The following is a 22,002-nucleotide window of genomic DNA, read 5'->3' as shown; positions in this document are numbered from 1 at the left end:
TGGCGCAGCGTCCGTCGAGGGCATGTCTGCCCAGCCGGCGCCCGATACACACCTGTGGATGTGCCGAAAGGGCGTCAGGATCGCTCCTGACGCCCTTTCCGGCCGTCCTGGCCCAGGCCCTGCCCGGCCCTGCGGCCGGACGGGCCTCAGCTCTTGATGCGGTTGGTCAGCTCGGTGACCTGGTTGTAGATCGACCGGCGCTCGGCCATCAGCGAGCGGATCTTGCGGTCCGCGTGCATCACCGTGGTGTGGTCGCGGCCGCCGAACTGCGCGCCGATCTTCGGCAGCGAGAGGTCGGTCAGCTCCCGGCAGAGGTACATCGCGATCTGACGTGCCGTCACCAGGACGCGGCTGCGCGAGGATCCGCAGAGGTCGTCCACACCCAGCCCGAAGTACGCGGCGGTCTGCTGCATGATGACCTGCGCGGTGATCTCCGGCCCGGCGTCCTCGTCCCCGCCCGGGATCAGGTCCTTGAGGACGATCCCGGCCAACTCCAGGTCCACCGGCGCCCGGTTGAGGTTGGCGAAGGCGGTGACCCGGATCAGGGCGCCCTCCAACTCCCGGATGTTGCGGGTGATCCGGGACGCGATGAACTCCAACACGTCGGCCGGGGCGTTGAGTTGCTCCTGGATCGCCTTCTTGCGCAGGATCGCGATCCGGGTCTCCAGCTCCGGCGGGGTGACGTCGGTGATCAGGCCCCACTCGAAGCGGTTGCGCAGCCGGTCCTCCAGCGTGGTCAGCAGCTTGGGCGGCCGGTCCGAGGAGAGGACGATCTGCTTGTTCGCGTTGTGCAGGGTGTTGAAGGTGTGGAAGAACTCCTCCTGCGTGGACTCCTTGCTCGCGAGGAACTGCACGTCGTCCACGAGCAGGATGTCCATGTCCCGGTAGCGCCGGCGGAAGGTGTCCGCCTTGCCGTCCCGGATCGAGTTGATGAACTCGTTGGTGAACTCCTCCGAGGACACGTAGCGCACCCGGGTGCCCGGGAAGAGACTGCGCGAGTAGTGCCCGATGGCGTGCAGCAGGTGGGTCTTGCCCAGCCCGGACTCGCCGTAGATGAAGAGCGGGTTGTACGCCTTGGCCGGGGCCTCGGCGACGGCCACCGCCGCGGCGTGCGCGAAGCGGTTGCTGGCGCCGATGACGAAGGTGTCGAAGAGGTACTTGGGGTTCAGCCGGGCGGCCGGTTCGTCCTTGCGGGAGCCGCCGGCCGGAGGGGCGCCCGGCGGGGCGGGCACGCCGGGGACGCCGGGGCGCTCGGTGGCGCGCTCCGGCGCGTTCTTGTCCGCGGGGCGGCCGCCGACCGGACGCGAGCCGGGGGAGCGGCGGCCGGCGCCGGCGCGGGGCTGCTCGTTCGGGCCGGGGCCGTAGGCGCCGCCGAACAGGTCGCCCTGGGTGGTCGCGGGCGGACCGGGCATCGGGCGCGGCGCCGGCCGCGACGAGTGCTCGTCGGTCTCGCGGTAGCCGGGCGGCTGCTCCTGGTACCCGCCGCCCTGCTCCGGGTAGCCGCCCTGTTCCTGGTAGCCGCCCTGCTCGGGGTAGCCGCCGCCCTGCTCGGGGTAGCCCGGCCAGGCCGGCCCGGCCGCCGGGGAGCCGTACGGCGCGGGGCGCTGCTCGTAGCCGCCGGTGTCGTAGCGGGGCCGCTCGTAGTCCTGCTCGTACGGCTGCTGCTGGTAGCCCTGGCCGCCGTAGCCGCCGCTGTCCTCCTCGGAGGGGCCGGGGTACGGCTCGGCCGGGGCCTGGGCGGCGGGGGCGGTCGGGACGGCGTTGGCGTCGACCATCACGGCGATCCGCACCGGACGGCTGAGCTCGCGGCTGAGGGCCTCGGTGAGCTGCGGCAGCAGCCGGCCCTCCAGCACCTGCTTGGCCCGCTCGTTGGGGGTCGCCAGCAGGGCGGTGTCGTGCATCATCCACATCGGCTGGGTGCGCTGCACCCACTGCTTGTCCATCTCCCCGACGTCCGGGTCGCTGACCAGCCGCTCGACGACTCTCGCCCAGACCGGGACGAGGTCGCTGTTGACATCAGCCACTGGTGCACGCTTTCTCGGTTCCCCGCGGCTCCAGCAGGGGTGGTGGATCAGGAGACTGTGGATCGGCGGGTCCGTCTCCGGCGGACCGACCCCACGAGGAACGAACACGAAGAACAAACCAGACAAGTCCTGCAACGGTAGTCAGCGAACAGGGCCGGATCAAGTCGTTGTCCACAGGCTGTGGGCAACGGGGGGCTCCGGACGCCCTCGGGGGGCGGCGCGAAGAAGCTGGTTTGACCCTCGTGCCCCGTCCCGCGTACCGTAACCAGGTCGAGTTGTCGATGGCCGCTGCCGCATGTCCGCGGGTCCACCCGCTCCATAAGGCGCGCAGCACGGGCGCCGTGGATTGCCCTGAACCCCAGCCGAACTGGGGCGATGGGTCGGATTTCCGAATCATGGGGAGATCACGCGGACGCACGGTGACGGCCAAGCGATTCCCCGTCATCCTACGATTCACCTCAGGAGCCCCCGAGTGAGCAAGCGCACCTTCCAGCCGAACAACCGTCGTCGCGCGAAGACCCACGGCTTCCGGCTGCGTATGCGTACCCGCGCCGGCCGCGCCATCCTGGCTGCCCGCCGTGGCAAGGGCCGCACCAGCCTGTCCGCCTGATCCACGACAGAGTCTGTTGTGCTGCCCTCCGAGAATCGGCTGCGGCGGCGCCAGGACTTCGCGACCGCGGTGAAACGCGGTCGCCGGGCCGGCCGGCCCCTTCTGGTCGTCCATCTCAGCAGAGAAGGCGACCCCAAGGGGCAGACCGACCGGACCAGCGACTCCCGCCCGCACGTCGCCGAGGGGACTCCTTCGGCGCGTGCGGGTTTCGTCGTGAGCAAGGCCGTCGGCCCGGCGGTCGTTCGCAACCTGGTCAAGCGCCGGTTGCGGCACCTCGTTCGTGATCGTCTGTCCAGGCTGCCCGCCGGTAGCCTGATAGTGGTGCGTGCGCTGCCCCAGGCCGCGACCGCCTCGTACCAGGACCTGGAACGTGACCTGGACGCGGCGCTGAAACGGTTGCTGAAGGTGGAGCCCGCCACGACGGCGCCGACGGGAGCAGGACGATGAAGTTCCTGCTGATGGGTCTGATCAGGGTCTACCAGTGGACCATCAGCCCACTGCTCGGTCCGGTCTGCCGCTACTACCCCTCCTGCTCGCACTACGGCTACGAGGCCGTGAAGGTGCACGGGGCGGTCAAGGGCGGCGGGCTGACCGTGTGGCGCATCCTGCGCTGCAATCCGTGGACGCCCGGCGGGGTCGATCACGTTCCGCCGCGTAAGCATCCGGTGTGGCACCGGCGGTTGCGAGACTGGCTGAGCAGCCGGTCCGCCACCGGACAGCCGGTGACCACGACCCCCGCCGGTCCGGACCCTGAGGGCCCGGCGACCATTGGCCCTGAGGGGCCAATCCACATGTCCAAGGAGCCTGACCGGTGACCTTCTCCTTCCTGAATCCCCTGTACACAGCGGTGTCCTGGATCATCGTCCAGTTCCACTCGCTGTACAGCAACATCTTCGACCCGGACGGTGGCTGGGCCTGGGGCCTGGCCATCGCCTCGATGGTGGTCGTCATCCGGATCTGCCTGATCCCGCTCTTCGTGAAGCAGATCAAGGCGACCCGGGCCATGCAGGCGATCCAGCCGAAGATGAAGGCCATCCAGGAGCGCTACAAGAGCGACAAGCAGCGCCAGTCCGAAGAGATGATGAAGCTGTACAAGGAGGCGGGTACCAACCCGTTCTCCAGCTGCCTTCCCATCATCGTGCAGGCGCCGTTCTTCACCGCCCTCTACGGTGTGCTCGCCAAGGTCGCCAAGAGCGAGCAGATCGGCGTCATCCACGGTGACCTGCTGACCAGCGCCGGCAAGGCGCACATCTTCGGCGCCCCGCTCTCCGCGACCTTCGTCAGCAGCCCCGAGACCAGCGTCAAGATCGTCACCGCGGTGATGATCATCATGATGTCGCTGTCGCAGTTCGTCACCCAGCGCCAGCTGATGACCAAGAACGTCGACCTCACGGTCAAGACGCCGTTCATGCAGCAGCAGAAGATGCTGATGTACGTCTTCCCGGTGATGTTCGCCGTGATGGGCATCAACTTCCCCGTCGGTGTCCTGGTCTACTGGCTGACCACCAACGTCTGGTCGATGGGCCAGCAGCTGATCGTCATCCACAACAACCCGACCCCGGGCAGCAAGGCGTGGGACGAGCGGCAGGTCCGTCTGAAGAAGGCCGGCCGGCTGAACCCGGACGGTTCGGAGATCAAGGGCGCGCTCTGGGGCCTGCTTCCCCCGTCCAAGGCGACCCTCGACGCCGCCTCGGCCGCGGCCGCCGTGGTCGAGGAGTCGGCGCAGACCCGCCGCCAGCAGCCCCGCAAGCAGACCAAGGCGCAGCGCCAGCAGAGTGGTGCCGGCCAGCCCGCCGCCGACCTGGCCAAGGACACCGAGGCCCCGGCCGAGGAGCCCGCCGACACCGTCCCGGCCGACTCCGGTGCCAAGCCGACGGCCGCCCAGCAGGGCGCGGCCAAGCCCGGTACGGCCAAGCCGGGCACCGGCCGGCAGCAGCCCAAGCGGGGCGGCCAGCGGCCGAAGAAGAAGTCCTGACCGGCCCTGGACCTGTTGTGACAGCGCGCAGAGCTTCGTTCCCGGCCCACCAATCTGGGCCCATCTCCGAAGGAGTCCATCAGTGACGGAAGGCACCACCTCCGCCGTCGAGGCCGAGGCCGCCGCCAGCACCGACGAGAACGTCATCGCCCGACTGGAGCAGGAGGGCGACATCGCGGCGGACTACCTGGAGGGTCTGCTCGACATCGCCGACCTCGACGGTGACATCGACATGGACGTCGAGGGCGACCGCGCCCTGGTCTCCATCGTCGGTGAGGGCAACGACCGCGCGCTGCAGCGCCTGGTCGGCCAGGACGGCGAGGTGCTGGAGGCACTGCAGGAGCTGACCCGGTTGGCTGTCCACCGGGAGACCGGCGAGCGCAGCCGCCTCATGCTGGACATTGCCGGCTTCCGGGCCCGCAAGCGCTCCGAGCTGGCCGCGCTCGGTGCCGAGGCTGCCGAGCGGGCGAAGAGCAGTGGCGAGCAGGTCAAGCTGCAGCCGATGACGCCCTTCGAGCGCAAGGTCGTCCACGACGCGGTCGCGGCCGCCGGTCTGCGCAGCGAGTCGGAGGGCGAGGAGCCCCAGCGGTGCGTGGTCGTGCTGCCGGTCTGAGACCGGCGGTACGACGACCGGCCGCCGCGGCGGCCGGTGGGCTTCATCGGACGCGACCCCGTCCGCCTCGTGCGGGCGGGGTCGTCGTCCCTTTGCGGGGCGTTGGCCCGGCGCGAGATGTTTCACGTGAAACTGTGCGGAGAGCGGGTCGGTGGATCCGGGGATCGGAGAGGTCGAGATGGACACGGAGAACGCGGCCGCTGGCCGGCCGGGGGCGGACGACGTGAATCCGGCCGCTGCGGGGCCGGCCGCCGAGGCGACCGAGGCGACCGAGGTGCCCGAGGTGCCCGAGGTGCCCGAGGTGCCCGAGGCCCCGGCCGTCGCCCGGGAGGTCTTCGGCGATCGCTTCGACGCCGCGGTCCGCTACACCGAGCTGCTGGCCACCGCGGGCGTGCGGCGTGGGCTGATCGGGCCGCGCGAGGTGCCCCGGCTCTGGGACCGGCACGTCCTCAACTGCGCGGTGCTCGCCGAGCTGCTGCCGGCCGGCTCCACCCTGTGCGACGTCGGCTCCGGCGCCGGCCTGCCGGGCATCCCGGTGGCGCTGGTCCGTCCGGACGTCTCGGTGACGCTGCTGGAGCCGCTGCTGCGCCGGACCACCTTCCTGGAGGAGGTCGTCCGGGAGCTGGGGCTGGAGAACGTCACGGTGCTGCGCGGCCGCGCCGAGGAGATGGTCGGCAAGCTCGCGGTGGACGTGGTGACCGCCCGGGCGGTGGCGCCGCTGGACCGACTGGCCGGCTGGGGGATGCCGCTGCTCCGCCCGCACGGGCAGATGCTGGCGCTCAAGGGCGACAGCGCCGAGCAGGAACTGGCCGACTCGCGGGCCGGGCTGACCAAACTGGGCGCGGTCGAGTGGAGCGTGATCTCGGTCGGCGAGGGCACCCTGGAGACCTCGACCCGGGTGGTCCAGGTCAAGGCGGGGGAGAGCCCCGGCGGCGTGAAGGCCGCGACCCGGCGGGCGAAGGCGGCCCGGGCCGGACGGAACGCGGGCACCCGGACCGGCGAGCGCAGCCGGGGCGGGCGGCGCCGCAGCCGCTGAGGCGGGTGACGCCGGACGGACGCGACGACGGGCGGGTGGTTCCTCCTGAGGGGGAGCCGCCCGCCCGTCGGCGTTCCGGTGGCCGTCGGGGTGACGGCCGGTCGACGGGAGGACACCGGAGTGTCGCAACGTCAGATTTCCGACATAGCGGGCATGGTGTTTCACGTGAAACGTCGCTCCTTGCTCTCGGGAATCCTTGGCCGCAGCCGGGCGGCGACTGTTGCCGCTCCGGTTTCACGTGAAACACTGACCCCCATGCAGGACTCGGAGACCATCGGCCAGATCGATGACACGCCCATCGCGAGGGCTGCCCAGGCTGCGGTTCAGGCGATCGGCCGAGCGGGTGAGGGTCTGCCCCGCCCCGCCGCCACCCGGGTGATCGTGGTCGCCAACCAGAAGGGCGGGGTCGGCAAGACCACCACCACCGTCAACCTGGCCGCCTCGCTCGCCATGCACGGACTGCGCGTCCTGGTCGTCGACCTCGACCCGCAGGGCAACGCCTCCACCGCCCTCGGCATCGACCACCACGCCGAGGTGCCGTCCATCTACGACGTCCTGGTCGAGGGCAAGCCGCTCGCCGACGTGGTGCAGCCGGTGGTGGACGTCGAGGGACTGTTCTGCGTCCCCGCGACCATCGACCTGGCCGGCGCCGAGATCGAGCTGGTGTCGCTGGTGGCCCGGGAGAGCCGGCTCCAGCGCGCCATCGCCGCCTACGAGCAGCCGCTGGACTACATCCTGATCGACTGTCCGCCCTCGCTGGGCCTGCTGACGGTCAACGCCCTGGTGGCCGGGCGGGAGGTGCTGATCCCGATCCAGTGCGAGTACTACGCGCTGGAGGGCCTGGGTCAGCTGCTGCGCAACGTCGAGCTGGTGCGTGCGCACCTCAACCCCGCGCTGCACGTCTCGACCATCCTGCTCACCATGTACGACGCCCGGACCAGGCTGGCCGCCCAGGTCGCCGAGGAGGTCCGGACGCACTTCCCGCAGGAGGTGCTGAGCACCGCGATCCCGCGCTCGGTGCGCATCTCGGAGGCGCCCAGCTACGGTCAGACGGTCCTCACCTACGACCCGGGCTCGACCGGGGCGCTCTCCTACCTGGAGGCCGCCCGCGAGCTCGGGCTGCGCGCGGTGGGGATGGGCGGCGGCCCGCTCCTGGGGCAGCAGCGGCACGGCAGCGGTACGGGGCACGGAGCCCCGGTGGCACAGCACGGTACGACGGAGGGTCATCGGTGAGTGGTCGCAGGGGTTTGGGACGAGGGCTCGAGGCGCTGATCCGCCCCGCCGTGCCGGTGGACGGCGGGGCGGCGGCGCAGCCCGCGACGGCCACGCCCGCACCGGCGGGGGCGACCGGCGCGGCGTCGCCGAGCTCGGTACCGACGCTGCCGACCGGCCGCGGCACGGTGGCGGCCCGGGCGGCCGCGGAGAAGCAGGCCGAGCAGGCGCAGCCGGCGTCGGTGGCCGGTGCCTTCTTCGCGGAGCTGCCGGTGGACGCGATCGAGCCCAACCCGCGTCAGCCTCGTGAGGTCTTCGACGAGGACAAGCTGGCGGAGCTGGTCGTCTCGATCAAGGAGGTCGGTCTGCTCCAGCCGATCGTGGTGCGCCAGGTCGCGCCCGACCGCTTCGAGCTGATCATGGGCGAGCGCCGCTGGCGCGCCTCCAAGGAGGCCGGGCTGCAGCAGATCCCGGCGATCGTCCGCGCCACCGAGGACGACAAGCTGCTGCTGGACGCCCTGCTGGAGAACCTGCACCGGGCCGAGCTGAACCCGCTGGAGGAGGCGGCCGCCTACGACCAGCTGCTGCGGGACTTCTCCTGCACCCACGACGAGCTGGCCGACCGGATCGGCCGCTCGCGTTCGCACGTCTCCAACACGCTGCGGCTGCTGAGGCTCTCGCCCACCGTGCAGAGCCGGGTCGCCGCCGGGGTGCTGACCGCCGGCCACGCCCGGGCGCTGCTCGGGGTGTCGGACGGCGAGCGGCAGGAGCTGCTGGCCAAGCGGATCGTCGCGGAGGGCCTCTCGGTGCGGACCACCGAGGAGATCGTCACGCTGATGGGCGAGGAGGAGGACCGGAAGCCGAAGCGCCAGGTGCCGAAGGCGGGCAAGCTGATCTCCCCGGCCTTCAACGATCTGGCGAGCCGGCTGTCGGACCGTTTCGACACCCGGGTCAAGGTCGTGGTGTCGCAGCGCGGCGGCAAGCTGGGCAAGGGCAAGGTGGTGCTGGAGTTCGGCTCGGTGGAGGACCTGAACCGCATCCTGGACAGCCTGGCCCCGGGCGAGGGCGGTCTGCGGCTGTCGCAGGGCTGAGCCGGGCCGGGGACGACACCCGATGGGTGCATGTTCCACGTGAGCACTGTTTCACGTGAAACATGCACCCATCGGCGTCTGTGGGGGCATGCTCGACCGTGAAGTGGAGGAGGAGGTGCGGGGCATGGGACGCCGGATCGCTCCGCTGACCCTGGACAACCTCGCCGACCTGCCGACGACCTGCCGCTCCTGCGTGTTCTGGGAGCTGGATCCGGTCAGCGGGAAGGCGGCGGTGGAGTCCGGGAAGCCGGAGTTGGAGAAGGAGGGGTGGATCTCCGCGGTGCTGCTGGAGTGGGGTTCCTGCGGCCGGATCGTCTACGTGGACGACCAGCCGGCCGGCTTCGTGCTGTACGCGCCGCCCGCCTACGTCCCCCGGTCGCAGTCCTTCCCGACCAGTCCGGTCTCGCCGGACGCCGTCCAGCTGATGGTCAGCCGGGTGGTTCCGGGCTACCAGCGGCAGGGGATCGGTCGGGTGCTGGTGCAGACCGTGGCCAAGGACCTGCTCGGGCGGGGGGTGCGGGCGATCGAGGCCTTCGGCTCGGCCGGACCGGAGCCGGTCAGCTGCGTGCTGCCGGCCGACCACCTGCTCGCGGTCGGCTTCAAGACCGTCCGGTCGCACCACCGCTACCCGCGGCTGCGGCTGGAGGCGCGCACGACGCTGTCCTGGCGGGGCGATGTGGAGGTGGCGCTGGAGCGGCTGCTCGGCGGGGCGCGCAAGGAGCCGGCGCTGCGGCCGTTCTGAGGCGGGTGGAAACGACGGCGGCGGGGCTCCCCGGTGTGGGGAGCCCCGCCGCCGTACGGTCGACGACCGGTCGACCTAGACGAAGCCGTCCAGCTCGCGCAGCAGCGCGGCCTTCGGACGGGCACCGGTGATGGACTTCACCGGCTCGCCGCCCTTGTAGAGGATCAGGGTCGGGATCGAGATGACGCCGTACTGGGCGGCGGTCGCCTGGTTGGCGTCCACGTCCAGCTTGGCGATGGTCAGCTTGTCGCTGTGCTCGGCCGCGATCTCGTCCAGGATCGGGGCGACCTGGCGGCACGGGCCGCACCAGGTGGCCCAGAAGTCGACCAGCACGGGCTTGTCGCTGTCCAGGACGTCGGCCTTGAACGTCGCGTCGGTGACGGTGGTGGTGGCGCCGGCCACGGGAACTCCTCGGGTTCGGACGGAGAGGGCTGCTGCCAGGTGAACAACGGGCGGGCCCGTTCTGTTTCTACCTGGCCGGGGCGGGGGTGTTTCACGTGAAACGGGTGCCACACCCCCGCGGGGGGTCGGTCGGTGGCGAGGGGGGTCAGACCGCCACGACGGCGGCCTTGGCCTCCAGGTCGTCCAGCGCGGCGAGGTAGCGCTCGGCGTCCAGCGCGGCGGAGCAGCCGGTGCCGGAGGCCGTGATGGCCTGGCGGTAGGTGTGGTCCACGACGTCGCCGGCGCCGAACACGCCCGGGACGTTGGTCCGGGTCGAGGGCGCCTCGACCTTGAGGTAGCCCTCGGCGTCGAGGTCCAGCTGGCCCTTGAACAGGTCGGTGCGCGGGTCGTGGCCGATCGCGATGAACAGGCCGGTGACGGCCAGCTCGCGGGTCTCGCCGGTGGTGGTGTCGCGCAGGGTGACGCCGCTCAGCTTCGGGTCGCCGTGGATGGCCTCGACCGCGCTGTCCCACTCGAAGCGGATCTTCTCGTCCGCGAAGGCACGCTCCTGCATCGCCTTGGAGGCGCGCAGGGAGTCCCGGCGGTGGATGATCGTGACGCTGCGGGCGAAGCGGGAGAGGAAGGTCGCCTCCTCCAGGGCGGTGTCGCCGCCGCCGACCACCGCGATGTCCTGGTCGCGGAAGAAGAAGCCGTCGCAGGTGGCGCACCAGGAGACACCGCGACCGGAGAGCTTGTCCTCGTTCGGCAGGCTGAGCTTGCGGTGCTGGGAGCCGGTGGTGACGATCACGGCGCGCGCCCTGTGCACGGTGCCCTCGGAGTCGGTGACGGTCTTGATGTCACCGGTGAGGTCGACCGCGACGATGTCGTCCGGGATCAGCTCGGCGCCGAAGCGCTCGGCCTGCGCCCGCATGTTGTCCATCAGCTCGGGGCCCATGATGCCGTCCCGGAAGCCCGGGAAGTTCTCGACCTCGGTGGTGTTCATCAGGGCGCCGCCGGCGGTGACGGCCCCCTCGAAGACCAGCGGCTTGAGGGAGGCACGGGCCGTGTAGAGCGCGGCCGTGTAGCCGGCCGGGCCGGAACCGATGATGATCACGTTACGGACGTCGCTCACTGCATCTCCTGGTTCGCATCGCGACCCGCGCTAGGTGCGGGGAGGGCGGTTCTGCTCCGCCGCCCGGGACAACGACTGACCAGTGTCTCGCATTCCCAGGCGGATCAGTACCAGGCGAACGCACTGTGGGAGCGGCGCGGCGCCCTGCTCGTCGATCGCATGGGAACGGAGCCCCGATTCCCAGGACACGCCCCGGGCCGTCAACGGGTGGGCACGGTGCGCTCCAGCACGACCGGGCCGCAGTCGGGGGAGCGCAGGTAGACGTCCGCGAACCCGGGCCGGCCGGGCGCCGGGTAGACCAGCACCTCGACCGGGGCGCCCGCGTAGCTGCCGTGGTCGGTGGCCAGCGGGACGCCCTCGGCGGGGGCCGGGCAGGACGGCGGGGAGGCCTGGGTGGTGAGCTCCTGGCGGCCCTCGGCGGGCAGCGCGGCGGAGGGTTTGGCGGGCCCGGTCGGGCGCAGCCCGGGGGGGCTGCCCGCCCGGGCCAGCAGTTGCTGGACCTGGGTGGCGAGCTGGTCGTCCTGGTAGACCGGGCCGGCTCCCGCGGCGTGGTCGGCGCGGGAGCTCTGCGCTGCGCCGGGGCCGGTGCCGGTGCCGGTGCCGAGGGAGGCGGAGGCGGGGGCGCCGGCGGACAGGGTCGGGTGCTGGTCGCCCTGGCCGGCGGGGTGCAGCAGCAGGGCGCCGCCGAGGCCGATCGCGGCCAGGGCGGCGGCCGCGCCGAGCAGCAGGCCGACGCGCCGCCGCCGGGGGCGGGGACGGCCCGGGCCGGTGGGCGCTGCGGGCCGGGAAGGGGGCGCAACGGGCGCCGTGGCGGCTCGCGCGGCCGGGGCCTGGGCGGCGGACCGGGAGGCCGCGAGAGGGCCGTTCTCGGCCTCCGCTGTCGCGGCGGGGGAGGCGGCGGCGAGGGCGGCGTCCAGCCGGGCGGCGACGTCGGCGGGCATCGGCGGGGTCTCGACGGCGCCGAGCAGCGCCTGGACCTCGCCGAGCGCGTCGGCGGTCTCGCGGCACTCGGCGCAGCCGGCCAGGTGCCGGTGCAGCGTCCGGGCGTCGTCGGCCGACTCGATCAGCCCCTCGGCGAGGTCGGCGAGCTCGTCGACGGAGGGGTGGGCCTCGGCGGGGCCGGCGGGGCCGGGGGAGGAGAGGTGGGCCGTCATCGCGTGCTCGCGTCTCCTTCCAGAACCGTCCGACCGGTGTTCGGGCCTGTCCCTGTGACGGTACGGGTGCCCGTCGGGTTCCCCGGCGCGTTCCGCCGTGGTGGCGGAGCCGTGCCCGGGGCGTTCGGTGTTTCACGTGAAACATCCGGCCCGCCGCCGCTCTCGCGCAGGTGGCGGACCAGCGGCAGCAGCCGGGCCCGGCCCCGGGCGCAGCGGCTCTTCACCGTGCCCACCGGGACGCCCAGCAGCTCGGCGGCCTCGGCGACGGGGTAGCCCTGCATGTCGACCAGGACCAGCGCGGCCCGCTGCTCGGCGGGCAGTTCGGCGAGCGCCGCGGTCAGCTCGCGCTGCACCTCGGCCCGGACCACCGGGGAGTCGGCCGGTTCCGCGGCGCCGACCAGGGTGTCCAGGCGTCGCGGATCGTCGTCGAGCGGGGTGGTGCGGCGGGTGGCGCTGCGCCGGGCGCGGTCCAGACAGGCGTTGACCACGATCCGGTGCAGCCAGGTGGTGACCGCCGAGCGGCCCTGGAAGCCGGGGGCGGCGCGGAAGGCGGAGACCAGGGCGTCCTGGAGGGCGTCGGCGGCCTCCTCGCGGTCGCCCAGGGTGCGCAGGGCGACCGCCCAGAGCCGGTCGCGGTGGCGGTTCACCAGCAGGCCGAAGGCGTCCGGGTCGCCGGCGACGTGCCGGGCGAGCAGCGCCGCGTCGTCCTCCGCCACCGTCACCCCTCGCCCCCCTTCGCCGTCGTTCCGACGACCGGACCGCCGGTCAGCCGGAGACCTTGACCTCGGCGACGTGGCCGCGGTAGTTGCCGTCGTCATCCTTCGTCAGAGCGGTCAGCCAGAGCAAGAGGTACCGCGTGGTGACCGGGGTGCTGAGGGTGTACTCGACGTTGCTGCCGGTCTTCTTGTCGAGGACGGTGAAGGCCTCCGGCTTGGCGCTCATCGGGCTGCCGGCGGCGGCCGGGGTGGGCACCCGCAGCTCCGCGGTGTGCTCGCCGAGGAACTGGACGTTCACCGACGAGACCTTCTGCACCGAGCCGAGGTCGATCATCAGGCCGGTGCCCGCCTTGAGGGCGGGCGGCTTGGGGCCGAGCTGGTCGACGTACCAGCTGGTGGTCCAGGCGGTGCTCGGGTCGCCGTCGAAGGCCTTCGCGAGGCTCTCCTTGCCCTCGGCCTCGGCGTTGCGCCCGAGGGGGTTGTACGACTGCGCGTCCTTGATCTGGATCGGCACCGGGGCGTGCGTGGTCCCGTGCGCGCTCGGCGCGGCGCTGCTGGCCGAGGTCTGCGGGGCGGTGGTCGGTCCGGTGTTGCGGAGGTTGTCGACGAACTGCCAGGAGGCGACGCCGATGGCGCCCAGGGCGACCGTCCAGGCCGTCGCCTTGACCACCCGGCGCAGCCGCCGCCGGGTGCGCCGGCTCGCGGTCGGCCGGGACGAGGCGGGCAGCGGGGCGACGGCCGGGTCGGCCACCCGGGTCGGGTTGGGCGCGGTCGGCAGCGCGTGGGTGTTGTGCCGGGGCGGGGCCGGGAAGGCGGGCAGCTCCGGCTCGGGCTGGCGGATGCGCGGCATCTGCGCGATCGCCCGGGTCAGCTCCTCCGGGGTGGTGATCGGCTCGGCGTGGTGCGGCGGATGGTCGAACAGGGCCCGTGCGGCCAGCTCGGACAGGCCCTTGTGGACGCCCGCGCGGACCTGGTCCGGCGCGGCGTTCTGGAGGCCCTTCGGCAGGCCCTGGAGGTCGTAGCGGTCCTCCGGGTAGGGCCAGCGGTGGGTGAGCGCGGCGAACAGCAGGGCGCCGATCGCACGGGTGTCGGCGCGCTCGGCGCCGTCGGTGGCGTCCTCGCCGGGCAGTCCGCGCAGGGCGGCGTCCACCGCGATGCCGTTGATCCGGTACTGGCCGCTGTCGGTGCGCAGCACGCAGCGCGGGGTGAGCCGCAGGTGGGCCTGACCGCGCCGGTGGGCGGCGGCGACCGCGTCGGTCACCTGGCGGACCATCTGGTACGCCTCGTGCGGCTCCATCGGGCCGTCGGCGAGCAGCTTGGCGAGGTCGGACGCGTGCGGCAGCCACTCCCGCACGACGTAGACCAGCTCGCCCTCCTGGACGGCGTCCAGGACCTGGACGAAGCGCGGGTCGCCGAGCAGGGCGGCGGACTTGGCGGCGGCGAGCACCTTGCGGGCCCGCTGGTGGCCGGAGGCCATCAGGTGGACGCCGACGGCCCGGCGCAGCTTCTCGTCGACCGCGCGCCAGCTGCTGAAGGTCTCGGTCTGGGAGATGCACTCCTCCAGCCGGTACCGGTGGCCGATCGTGTCGCCGCTGTGCCGCAGCGGGGCGGGGAGGGTGCGGGGCAGGGTGGCGGTGTCGCGCGGGTCGACGGTGGGCTGCGGGTCGGTGGGGCGGCGCTTGGCGGCCGCGGGCTCCGGGGCGGCGGGCTTGCGCCGGGCGGTGCCGGCGGCCAGCTCGGCGGCGATCTCGTGGACCGAGAGCGGAGCGGTGATTTCCGAGGTCTCCTCGCCGCGGGGGGTGTCCTGGCCGGCGTCGGAGGCGTCGGTGTCCGTGTCCGTGTCCGGGGCGTCGGTGTCCGTGCCCGCGTCGGTGGCCACCGGGGTGTCCAGGGCGGCGCCCTGGTCCTTGGCGGCGTCCTTGGAGGTCTTGGAAGCCTTGGAGGCGTCCTTGGAGGAGGCGTCGGCGGCGCCCGCTCGGGCGGCCTTCCCGGCCGTGAGCTCGTCGATCGCCGCGGCCAGTGCGGCCTCGTCCGCCGCCGCGTCAGCTGCTGACGTGTCGACGACCGCCTTGGTGCCATCAGCCACCGTGGTCCTGCCTCCCCTTGTGTCGCCCCGGCTTGAGAGAGTCGCTGGAGCCCGCGGGTTGGCGGCCACGTGCTCCAGGACAATTGTGCCCACTCTTCTCCACCGAGTACGACCGCTGAGGGGCGCGCTCGGTTGCGTGCTGGTGGAGAGATGTGGTGCAGATCCGACACCGGGCCGCCATCTCGCGGCCCGGGCGGAGCCGGGCGCGGGCGGCGGCCCGGCACCCGGCCGGACGGGCGGAGGAGCCGGTGGCTCCCGTTGACACCCGGTCAGGGCGCCCGCTCGTCCGGTCGGTCGGTGTGGTGGATCAGCGGCCCAGCCGGCCGCGCACCATGCCGAGCATGGCGTTGAGCTCCTCGATCCGCAGGCGCTTCGCGATGAGCACGAACACGGCCAGCTGGAGGCCGCCGCCCGCGACGAGGGACAGCGCGCTGCCCATCCAGCCGTCGAGCACCTGTTGGACCGCCAGGCTGACGCCGAGGCCGACCACCGCGGCCGGCACGCCGGCGGTGGCCAGTCGGCTGTAGGTCTTGCCGATCCGCTTGCTGTCCAGCCCGCCGATCTTCTTCTTCAGCTTCGGCAGTGCGACCGCCACCCCGACGGCGTAGGCCAGACCATAGCCGAAGGCCATCCCGATCACGGTCCACTGGGCGGGCAGCATGAACCAGCAGAGCACCGAGAACCCGGCCTGGCAGACCGCGACCCAGACGGTGTTGGAGAACGGCGTCCGGGTGTCCTCGTAGGCGTAGAAGCCGCGCAGCATCACGTACTGGGCCGAGTACGGGATCAGCCCGAGCGCGAAGGCCGAGAGCATCAGACCGACGTTGGTGGCGTTGTCCAGGGCCCGGTCACCGCCGCCGATCCCGTAGATCGAGCGGGCGATCGCCGGGCCGAGCGACAGGAACAGGAAGGCGCCCGGGACGACCGCCACCGCGCTGGTGCGCAGCCCGTACGACAGGTCGTCGCGGACGGCTCCGGCGTCCTCGTCGGCCGCCGCCCGGGAGAGCCGGGGGAGCACCGCGCTCATGATCGAGACGGTGATCACGGCCTGCGGGAGCTGCCAGATCAGCAGGGCGTTGGAGAACGCCGCGAGGCCGACGCCCTCGTGGCCGCCCTTCTCGGCGGCGCTGCCGGCGGCGGTGGCCAGCTGGGTGATGACCAGGAAGCCGGCCTGGTTGGCGAGCACGAAGAGGAAGGTCCACTTGGCCAGCCGGGCGGCCTTGCCCAGGCCGTGGCCTCGCCAGTCGAAGCGCGGCCGGTAGCGGAAGCCAGCCGACCGCAGGTACGGGATCATCGCCAGCGACTGGACGACCAGGCCGAGCAGGGTGCCGAGGCCGAGCAGCCGGACGCCCTCGGGCGAGATGCCCTCGGGGGTCACGTGCGTGCCGCTGTAGCCGCCGTACACCCAGATGTAGGCGCCGAAGGTGAAGATCACCACGATGTTGTTGAGGACCGGGGTCCACATCATCGCGCCGAACCGGCCGCGGGCGTTGAGGATCTGCCCCATCACCACGTGGACGCCCATGAAGAAGATGGTCGGCAGGCAGTACCGGGCCAGCGCGACCGTGGTCTCGGCGCGCTCCGCGTTCTCCATCATCGGGTGCGAGATCAGCTGCACCAGCAGCGGTGCCCCGAGCACCGCGAGGAACACCACGCCGCCGAGCCCGACCATCACCAGGGTGAGCAGCCGGCTGGCGTACGCGGTGCCGCCGTCCTCGTCGTTCTTCATGCTGCGCACCAGCTGCGGCACGAAGACGGCGTTCAGCGCGCCGCCGCCGATCAGGATGTACAGCAGGGTGGGCAGGGTGTACGCGGCGTTGTACGAGTCGCCCATGACGGCGACGCCGATGGCCGCGGTGATCACCATGGTCCGGACGAAGCCGGTGCCGCGGGAGACCAGCGTGCCGGCCGCCATGATCGCGCTGGAGTTCAGCAGGCTCGCGACCTTGCCGCCGCCGCCGGCCGCCGGGGCGGGCTCGGCCGCGGGCGCGTACTGCGCGGCGCGCTCCTCGGCGACGAGGTCCGCCAGCGGCTCCACCGCCGGCGGCACCGCCACGGCGGCCACCTGCATGGTGGCCTCCTCCTCGGAGAGCGGCGGGTCGAACTCGATCGGGGGGACGAAGGGGCGGTGCCCGTCCGGGCCGGCGTACTGCTGCTGCCCCGGGTAGCCGCCCGTCGGCGGGTACGGCGCGGGGGCGACCGGCGGCACGGCGGCAGCGGGGGGCGGGGGCGCGACCGGCGGTGCCATCGGGTGCACCGGGGCGGGCGGGGGCACCGGCGGCTGGGCCGTGGCCTGTGCCGGGTGGCCGCCGAACAGCGCGTCCACCCCGACGTACTCGGTGGTCTCGCTGTCCCAGGCCGAGTGCGCCGGGCCCGGCTCCCACTGCGGCCGGGGTTGCTCCGGGCCGCCCCACTGGCCGCCGCCGGCCGGAGCCGGCGCCTCCTGCCAGCCGGCCTGCGCCGGGGTGTCCCAGCCGGGCTGCACGGGGTGCACGGGCGGTACGGGTCGCACGGGTTGCACGGGCGGCACCGGGGTGTCCCAGCCGGGCTGTACGGGCGGCACCGGGGCCGCGTACGGGGTCGGCGCCGAGTACTGCGCCGGCGGCACCGGCATCGGGTAGCCGCCGCCCTGCGGCGGCAGCTGCGGCGGCACGTCGTACGCGGTGGCCGGCGGCTGAGGTGCCGCGGGCCGGTCGGCCCGCAGACCGTACGGGTCCTGGCCGGCCTGCGGGTTCCCGTACGCGTCGGCCGCGTACGGATCCTGGGCGTAGGTGTCGGCCACGTACCAGTCGCCGGACGGCGACTCGGCGCCCGGCCGGTTCTCACCGCGGCCCGGCGGCCGCTCCTCGCTGCGCCCGGTCATGTCACCTCTTCGCTGTCGTGGGGGAGGCCGGCCCGGCGTTGCGGGGGGTCGGCGGTATCAAGGACCAACCTTCTCATCACTGGCGGTCCGATCCCGGCCATCCGCGCTGCTGCCGCGCGGTGTCTGCGCGGGGCCGGCCTCGGTGGAGCCGTTGTCGGAGCCGCCCTCGTCCCCGGCCTTCTCCTCGGCCTTCTCCCCGGTCTCGTCCCCGGCCGCGTCCGGAGCCTCGTCCGCCGCCGGGGCCGGGGCCGGGGCGCCGCCCGCGGCCGGGCCGTCGACCGGCTGGTCGCCGTCGGCGTGCGGCTGCCCGGCCCGCCGCTTGCGCTGGCGCATGAAGCGCAGCGCGGCCAGCAGCAGCAGGGCGGCGGCGGCCGCGAAGACGTACAGCACGCCGTTGGTCACCGAGGTGACCTCCACCGTGAACTGCTGCGGCGCGCCGTACTTCTGCGGGTTGGGGCCGGTGGTCCAGAGCTGGGCGGTCATGGTGACCGGGCCGTTGTTGCGCGCCTCGGCCTGGAACCGGAGGGTGGCGCTCTGGGCGGCGGGGATGACCAGTTCCTCCTCCTTGCCCACCCGCAGCCGGTTCGGCTGGGTCGAGGTGAGCACCAGCTTGAGGTTGGTGACGGTCTGGGTGAGGTCGTTGCGGACGCTGACCGGCACCAGGCCGGTGTCGCCGGCGAGGGTGACCACGTTCTTCTTCGTCACCCGGACGGCCCCGGTCAGTTCGTCCAGGTACTTGGCGACGTCCTCGCGGTAGGTGCTGCCGACCGCCGCGTTGGTGCGCCACTCGGTGGACAGCGAGCGGACCATCGCGGCGCTGAACGGGCCGCGCACCCGCTGCGGCAGGGTGAGCACCCGCATCAGCGTGTCCAGGTTCTGCTGGATGTCGTCGGTGCTGCTCAGCTCGGCCGCGGACAGCTCCGAGGCGCGGGCCTGGGCCGGGTAGTCGGAGGCCGTCGGGACGGTGGTGTTGGCCTTCGGGTCGGGCGCGGCCTGGGCCAGGGCGTCCAGCTTGACCGGGGAGAGCCACTTGTTGTCGGAGGCCGTCTGCAGGGCGTCCGCCAGCACCTTGGCGGTGTTCGCGGTCAGGTCGCGCGGCGGCATCACCAGCAGGCCGCGCTGGTTCTGCGGCTGCTCGTGGGTGATCGTGTAGGTCTCGGCGAGGAAGCGCTGGCTCGCCCTGGACTGCGCCTGCGGGGTGGCGAGGTCGGTCTGGAAGAGCGAGGAGACGGTCTCGTCGGCGACCACCGCGTTCTGCCCGTTGCCGATCGGGCGCACCGCGGTCGGGGTGTAGTTCATCGCGTCCGGCTCCGGCATGCTCGCGCCGTTGACCAGGACCAGGCCGTCGCCGGCCTGCTGGGCGATGCCGGCGATCTGCCGGTCGAGGTAGCCCTGGTACGGCCAGGCCACGTCCGAGCGGGTGTCGACGGACAGCCGCCCCTCGACGGTGAGTCGGCCGGCGGTGGCCGCCTTGCCCAGGGCGGTGCCCATCCCGGTCAGGTCGGCGCCGTTGTGCGCGATCGAGGCGAGGTCCGGGTCGGCGTAGGGCAGCGACACCACCTGGCTGCCCGGCTTGGCGACGGCGGCCCGCAGCTTGTCCAGCCAGGCCGTGGCGGCGGCCTGGCCGCCGCCGGCGACGGTGTTGTCGTCCTTGGCCGGCTTGCCGACGGCGTCCTGGCCCGGCTTCTGCACCCGGTACTGCTTGGTCATCGCGAACGCGGTGTCCAGCAGGTCCGGGTCGACCACCCAGGTCAGCTCGGTCAGCTTGGCCCCGGTGTCCACCAGCTCGTACAGTCGGCCGCCCGGGGAGAACTCGGCGGTCAGGCTGTCGTCGCGCAGGACGGGGACGGGCTGGTCGTTGTCGGAGTAGGTCTGCGCGGCCAGCACCGGCGCGTGCACCAGCGGCCAGAGCGTGGTGATCTTGCTGGGCTGGGCCTCGGCGCCGCCCGGGTTGTACGGCAGGAAGGTCCGGGCGATGCCCAGCGGCCGGTCGCGCTGGTTGTCGGCGGTCGAGCCCCAGGCGTCCACCGCGAGCTCGTAGACGCCGCTCTCGGACAGCCCGAGGTCGCTCACCGAGACGCTCAGGGTGTACGGCTGGTTCTGGCCCGGGCCCAGCTCCGGCAGGGCGTACTGCGGGCTGTCCAGCTCCACGCCGTCATAGCCGCTCGGGCCGTTGCGGGTGGTCACCAGGGACAGGTCGCTGCGCCGTTGCAGCGGCTTGCCGGACAGCGGCTTGCGGACGGCCGCGTGGGCGCTCTTGAGCGCCGACTTGCCGGTGTTGGTGACGTGCCCGGTGATCTTCACGATGCCGTTCGGGCTGGCCACCTGCGGCGCCACCGACTCGATGGTCATCTCCACCGGGTACTCGGCCGAGGCGCCGTTGTCGGTGGTCGGCCGGACGCTGCCCCCGGCGGGGAGCGCCTCGGCCGGGGCGACCGCCGAGAACAGGGCCAGGGCGGCCCCGCAGACGGCGGCGAAGCGGCGGGCCGCCCGTCCCGCGTTCCGTCCCGTGCCGCGCCCCTCGACGGGGCGTTCGGTCCTTCCGGGCCGTCGGTCCGCCCCCAGGACCGAGTGCCGTGCCGGCTCACTCACTCGTTCCGCCCTCGCCGTTCTCGATCGCTCGCTGCTGATGCTGTTCGCATGACGCTCTTCGCTTGACGCTGTCCGCCGCGCTGGTGCCGCGGGTGCTCCGCCGGCCACGGCGGCACGCGACACCGCATCCCCTGTCCGGTGCCCGAGACTCGTCCACCGGCATGGTAACGATGCAGCCCGGGGTGCAGTGTTGCGGGCCTTGGGGTGAGACGCCCAAAACGCGCGGGCGGTTGACCTGTCGGGCCACGTACTCTTGTGAGCCGTGTCCACTGCCAATGAGTCCACCGCGCACCTCGACCGTTCCAGCACCGCCGTCCAGGCCGTCCCAGGCCTGAGCGAGGCCCAGACCCTGGGGCTGCAAGAGCTGCTGCGGGTGTCGCCGGTGGCCGACGAGATCGCCCGTCGGTTCGAGGCGGCCGGTCACCGGCTGGCCCTGGTCGGCGGCTCGGTGCGGGACGCCCTGCTCGGCCGGCTCGGCAACGACCTGGACTTCACCACCGACGCCCGCCCGCAGCAGGTGCTCAGGCTGGTCAAGGGCTGGGCGGACGCGGTCTGGGACGTCGGCATCGCCTTCGGCACGGTCGGCGCCCGCAAGGACACCCCCGAGGGCTCCTTCCTGATCGAGATCACCACCTACCGCTCCGAGGCGTACGACCGGACCTCCCGCAAGCCCGAGGTCACCTACGGCGACACCATCGAGCAGGACCTGGTCCGCCGGGACTTCACCGTCAACGCGATGGCCGTCGACCTGCCCGGCCGCGGCTTCATCGACCCGCACCACGGCCTGGAGGACCTGGAGGCCCGGGTGCTGCGCACCCCCGCCACCCCCGAGGAGTCCTTCTCCGACGACCCGCTGCGGATGATGCGCGCCGCCCGCTTCGCCGCCCAGCTCGACTTCGAGCCGGCCCCCGAGGTCGTCGCCGCGATGACCGCGATGGCCGAGCGGATCACCATCGTGTCCGCCGAGCGCGTCCAGGCCGAGCTGAACAAGCTGCTGCTGGCCAAGCACCCGGTCAAGGGCCTGCGGCTGCTGGTGGACACCGGTCTGGCCGACCACGTGCTGCCCGAGCTGCCCGCGCTGCGGCTGGAGCACGACGAGCACCACCGGCACAAGGACGTCTACGAGCACTCGCTGACCGTCCTGGAGCAGGCCGTCGACCTGGAGCAGGAGGGCCCGGACCTCACCCTGCGACTGGCCGCGCTGCTGCACGACATCGGGAAGCCGCGCACCCGCCGCTTCGAGTCGGACGGCCGGGTCTCCTTCCACCACCACGAGGTGGTCGGCGCCAAGATGACCCGCAAGCGGATGCGCGAGCTCAAGTACTCCAAGGAGCTCACCGAGGACGTCTCGCACCTGGTCGAGCTGCACCTGCGCTTCCACGGCTACGGCGGCGGCGAGTGGACGGACTCCGCGGTGCGCCGCTACGTCACCGACGCCGGACCGCTGCTGGAGCGCCTGCACAAGCTCACCCGCTCCGACTGCACCACCCGCAACCGGAAGAAGGCGGCGGCGCTGTCGCGCACCTACGACGGCCTGGAGCAGCGGATCACCGAGCTGAAGGCCCGGGAGGAGCTGGACGCCGTCCGCCCGGCGCTGGACGGCAACCAGATCATGGAGCTGCTCGGCCTCAAGCCCGGCCCGCAGGTCGGCAAGGCGTACAAGCACATGCTCGAACTCCGGCTGGAGCACGGCCCGATGGAGCACGACGAGGCGGTGGCCGCGCTGCGGGCCTGGTGGGCCGGGCAGCAGGGCTGAGAGGTGCTCCGAGGGGTGG

General features: G+C 72.9%; 18 protein-coding genes. 10 read left to right on the top strand and 8 right to left on the bottom strand.

Annotated elements, in window-relative coordinates; genetic code table 11:
- Positions 1-146: 146 nt before the first annotated feature.
- Positions 147-2,024, bottom strand: coding sequence for a chromosomal replication initiator protein DnaA (gene dnaA, locus ACIPLC_RS27945; RefSeq protein ID WP_400475775.1), 1,878 nt, complete (start codon positions 2,022-2,024; stop codon positions 147-149).
- A gap of 472 nt (positions 2,025-2,496) precedes the next feature.
- On the opposite strand from dnaA, the gene rpmH reads away from it, so the two are divergent.
- The 9 genes from rpmH (at position 2,497) to ACIPLC_RS27900 (ending at position 9,303) form a co-directional block, all read left to right on the top strand.
- The gene (gene rpmH / locus ACIPLC_RS27940) at positions 2,497-2,634 is read left to right on the top strand and encodes a 50S ribosomal protein L34 (protein WP_030392420.1); all 138 of its coding nucleotides are present in this window, start codon (positions 2,497-2,499) and stop codon (positions 2,632-2,634) included.
- 18 nt (positions 2,635-2,652) lie between these two features.
- The gene (gene rnpA / locus ACIPLC_RS27935) at positions 2,653-3,081 is read left to right on the top strand and encodes a ribonuclease P protein component (RefSeq protein WP_400475774.1); all 429 of its coding nucleotides are present in this window, start codon (positions 2,653-2,655) and stop codon (positions 3,079-3,081) included.
- Positions 3,078-3,449, top strand: a complete 372-nt coding sequence (gene yidD / locus ACIPLC_RS27930) for a membrane protein insertion efficiency factor YidD (protein ID WP_063348465.1) — start codon at positions 3,078-3,080, stop codon at positions 3,447-3,449. Before rnpA ends, yidD begins: the two co-directional genes overlap by 4 nt.
- Entirely contained in the window at positions 3,446-4,609 is a 1,164-nt protein-coding gene (gene yidC, locus ACIPLC_RS27925) for a membrane protein insertase YidC (protein ID WP_400475773.1), read from the top strand. Before yidD ends, yidC begins: the two co-directional genes overlap by 4 nt.
- Positions 4,610-4,691: 82 nt before the next feature.
- On the top strand, positions 4,692-5,222 hold the full coding sequence (locus ACIPLC_RS27920) for a protein jag (RefSeq protein ID WP_400475772.1): 531 nt from the start codon (positions 4,692-4,694) through the stop codon (positions 5,220-5,222).
- 178 nt (positions 5,223-5,400) lie between these two features.
- On the top strand, positions 5,401-6,258 hold the full coding sequence (gene rsmG, locus ACIPLC_RS27915) for a 16S rRNA (guanine(527)-N(7))-methyltransferase RsmG (RefSeq protein WP_400475771.1): 858 nt from the start codon (positions 5,401-5,403) through the stop codon (positions 6,256-6,258).
- Positions 6,259-6,540: 282 nt separating this feature from the next.
- Entirely contained in the window at positions 6,541-7,491 is a 951-nt protein-coding gene (locus tag ACIPLC_RS27910; RefSeq protein WP_400475809.1) for a ParA family protein, read from the top strand.
- 14 nt (positions 7,492-7,505) lie between these two features.
- A complete protein-coding gene (locus ACIPLC_RS27905; RefSeq protein ID WP_400475770.1) occupies positions 7,506-8,561 on the top strand; it encodes a ParB/RepB/Spo0J family partition protein in 1,056 nt (351 codons plus the stop codon).
- Between the two features lie 124 nt (positions 8,562-8,685).
- On the top strand, positions 8,686-9,303 hold the full coding sequence (locus ACIPLC_RS27900; RefSeq protein WP_400475769.1) for a GNAT family N-acetyltransferase: 618 nt from the start codon (positions 8,686-8,688) through the stop codon (positions 9,301-9,303).
- Positions 9,304-9,378: 75 nt separating this feature from the next.
- Here ACIPLC_RS27900 and trxA read toward each other — a convergent pair whose 3' ends face one another.
- The 7 genes from trxA to ACIPLC_RS27865 all read right to left on the bottom strand — a co-directional run bounded on the left by trxA (position 9,379) and on the right by ACIPLC_RS27865 (position 20,227).
- Positions 9,379-9,705, bottom strand: coding sequence for a thioredoxin (gene trxA, locus ACIPLC_RS27895; RefSeq protein ID WP_400475768.1), 327 nt, complete (start codon positions 9,703-9,705; stop codon positions 9,379-9,381).
- 145 nt (positions 9,706-9,850) lie between these two features.
- Positions 9,851-10,816: a thioredoxin-disulfide reductase gene (trxB, locus tag ACIPLC_RS27890; protein WP_400475767.1), complete on the bottom strand. Its 966-nt coding sequence runs from the start codon at positions 10,814-10,816 to the stop codon at positions 9,851-9,853.
- A gap of 200 nt (positions 10,817-11,016) precedes the next feature.
- Positions 11,017-11,970, bottom strand: a complete 954-nt coding sequence (locus ACIPLC_RS27885) for a hypothetical protein (RefSeq protein WP_400475766.1) — start codon at positions 11,968-11,970, stop codon at positions 11,017-11,019.
- A complete protein-coding gene (gene sigM / locus ACIPLC_RS27880) occupies positions 11,967-12,692 on the bottom strand; it encodes an RNA polymerase sigma factor SigM (protein ID WP_400475765.1) in 726 nt (241 codons plus the stop codon). Before sigM ends, ACIPLC_RS27885 begins: the two co-directional genes overlap by 4 nt.
- Before the next feature lie 43 nt (positions 12,693-12,735).
- Positions 12,736-14,772 carry a protein kinase family protein gene (locus ACIPLC_RS27875; protein WP_400475764.1) on the bottom strand — a complete coding sequence of 679 codons (2,037 nt, stop codon included), beginning with the start codon at positions 14,770-14,772 and terminating at the stop codon, positions 12,736-12,738.
- A 307-nt stretch (positions 14,773-15,079) separates the two neighbouring features.
- On the bottom strand, positions 15,080-17,635 hold the full coding sequence (gene murJ / locus ACIPLC_RS27870) for a murein biosynthesis integral membrane protein MurJ (protein WP_400475763.1): 2,556 nt from the start codon (positions 17,633-17,635) through the stop codon (positions 15,080-15,082).
- A 57-nt stretch (positions 17,636-17,692) separates the two neighbouring features.
- On the bottom strand, positions 17,693-20,227 hold the full coding sequence (locus tag ACIPLC_RS27865; RefSeq protein ID WP_400475762.1) for a DUF6049 family protein: 2,535 nt from the start codon (positions 20,225-20,227) through the stop codon (positions 17,693-17,695).
- A gap of 331 nt (positions 20,228-20,558) precedes the next feature.
- On the opposite strand from ACIPLC_RS27865, the gene ACIPLC_RS27860 reads away from it, so the two are divergent.
- Positions 20,559-21,983 (top strand): CCA tRNA nucleotidyltransferase, encoded by a 1,425-nt coding sequence (locus ACIPLC_RS27860; RefSeq protein ID WP_400475808.1) that lies wholly within the window; start codon positions 20,559-20,561, stop codon positions 21,981-21,983.
- Positions 21,984-22,002: the final 19 nt, after the last annotated feature.

Origin of the sequence: Kitasatospora sp. NPDC086801 (assembly GCF_044745805.1) — a bacterium.
Taxonomy (GTDB): Bacteria; Actinomycetota; Actinomycetes; order Streptomycetales; family Streptomycetaceae; genus Kitasatospora.
The sequence above is the reverse complement of the archived record's forward strand: the minus strand, read 5'-3'. Positions and strand labels throughout refer to the sequence as shown.

Excerpts from the sequence above, each read along its gene's own strand:
- yidD (WP_063348465.1), top strand. The coding sequence starts at position 3,078 with ATGAAGTTCCTGCTGATGGGTCTGATCAGGGTCTACCAGTGGACCATC.
- ACIPLC_RS27900 (WP_400475769.1), top strand. The coding sequence starts at position 8,686 with ATGGGACGCCGGATCGCTCCGCTGACCCTGGACAACCTCGCCGACCTG.
- ACIPLC_RS27885 (WP_400475766.1), bottom strand. The coding sequence starts at position 11,970 with ATGACGGCCCACCTCTCCTCCCCCGGCCCCGCCGGCCCCGCCGAGGCC.
- murJ (WP_400475763.1), bottom strand. The coding sequence starts at position 17,635 with ATGACCGGGCGCAGCGAGGAGCGGCCGCCGGGCCGCGGTGAGAACCGG.
- rsmG (WP_400475771.1), top strand. The coding sequence starts at position 5,401 with ATGGACACGGAGAACGCGGCCGCTGGCCGGCCGGGGGCGGACGACGTG.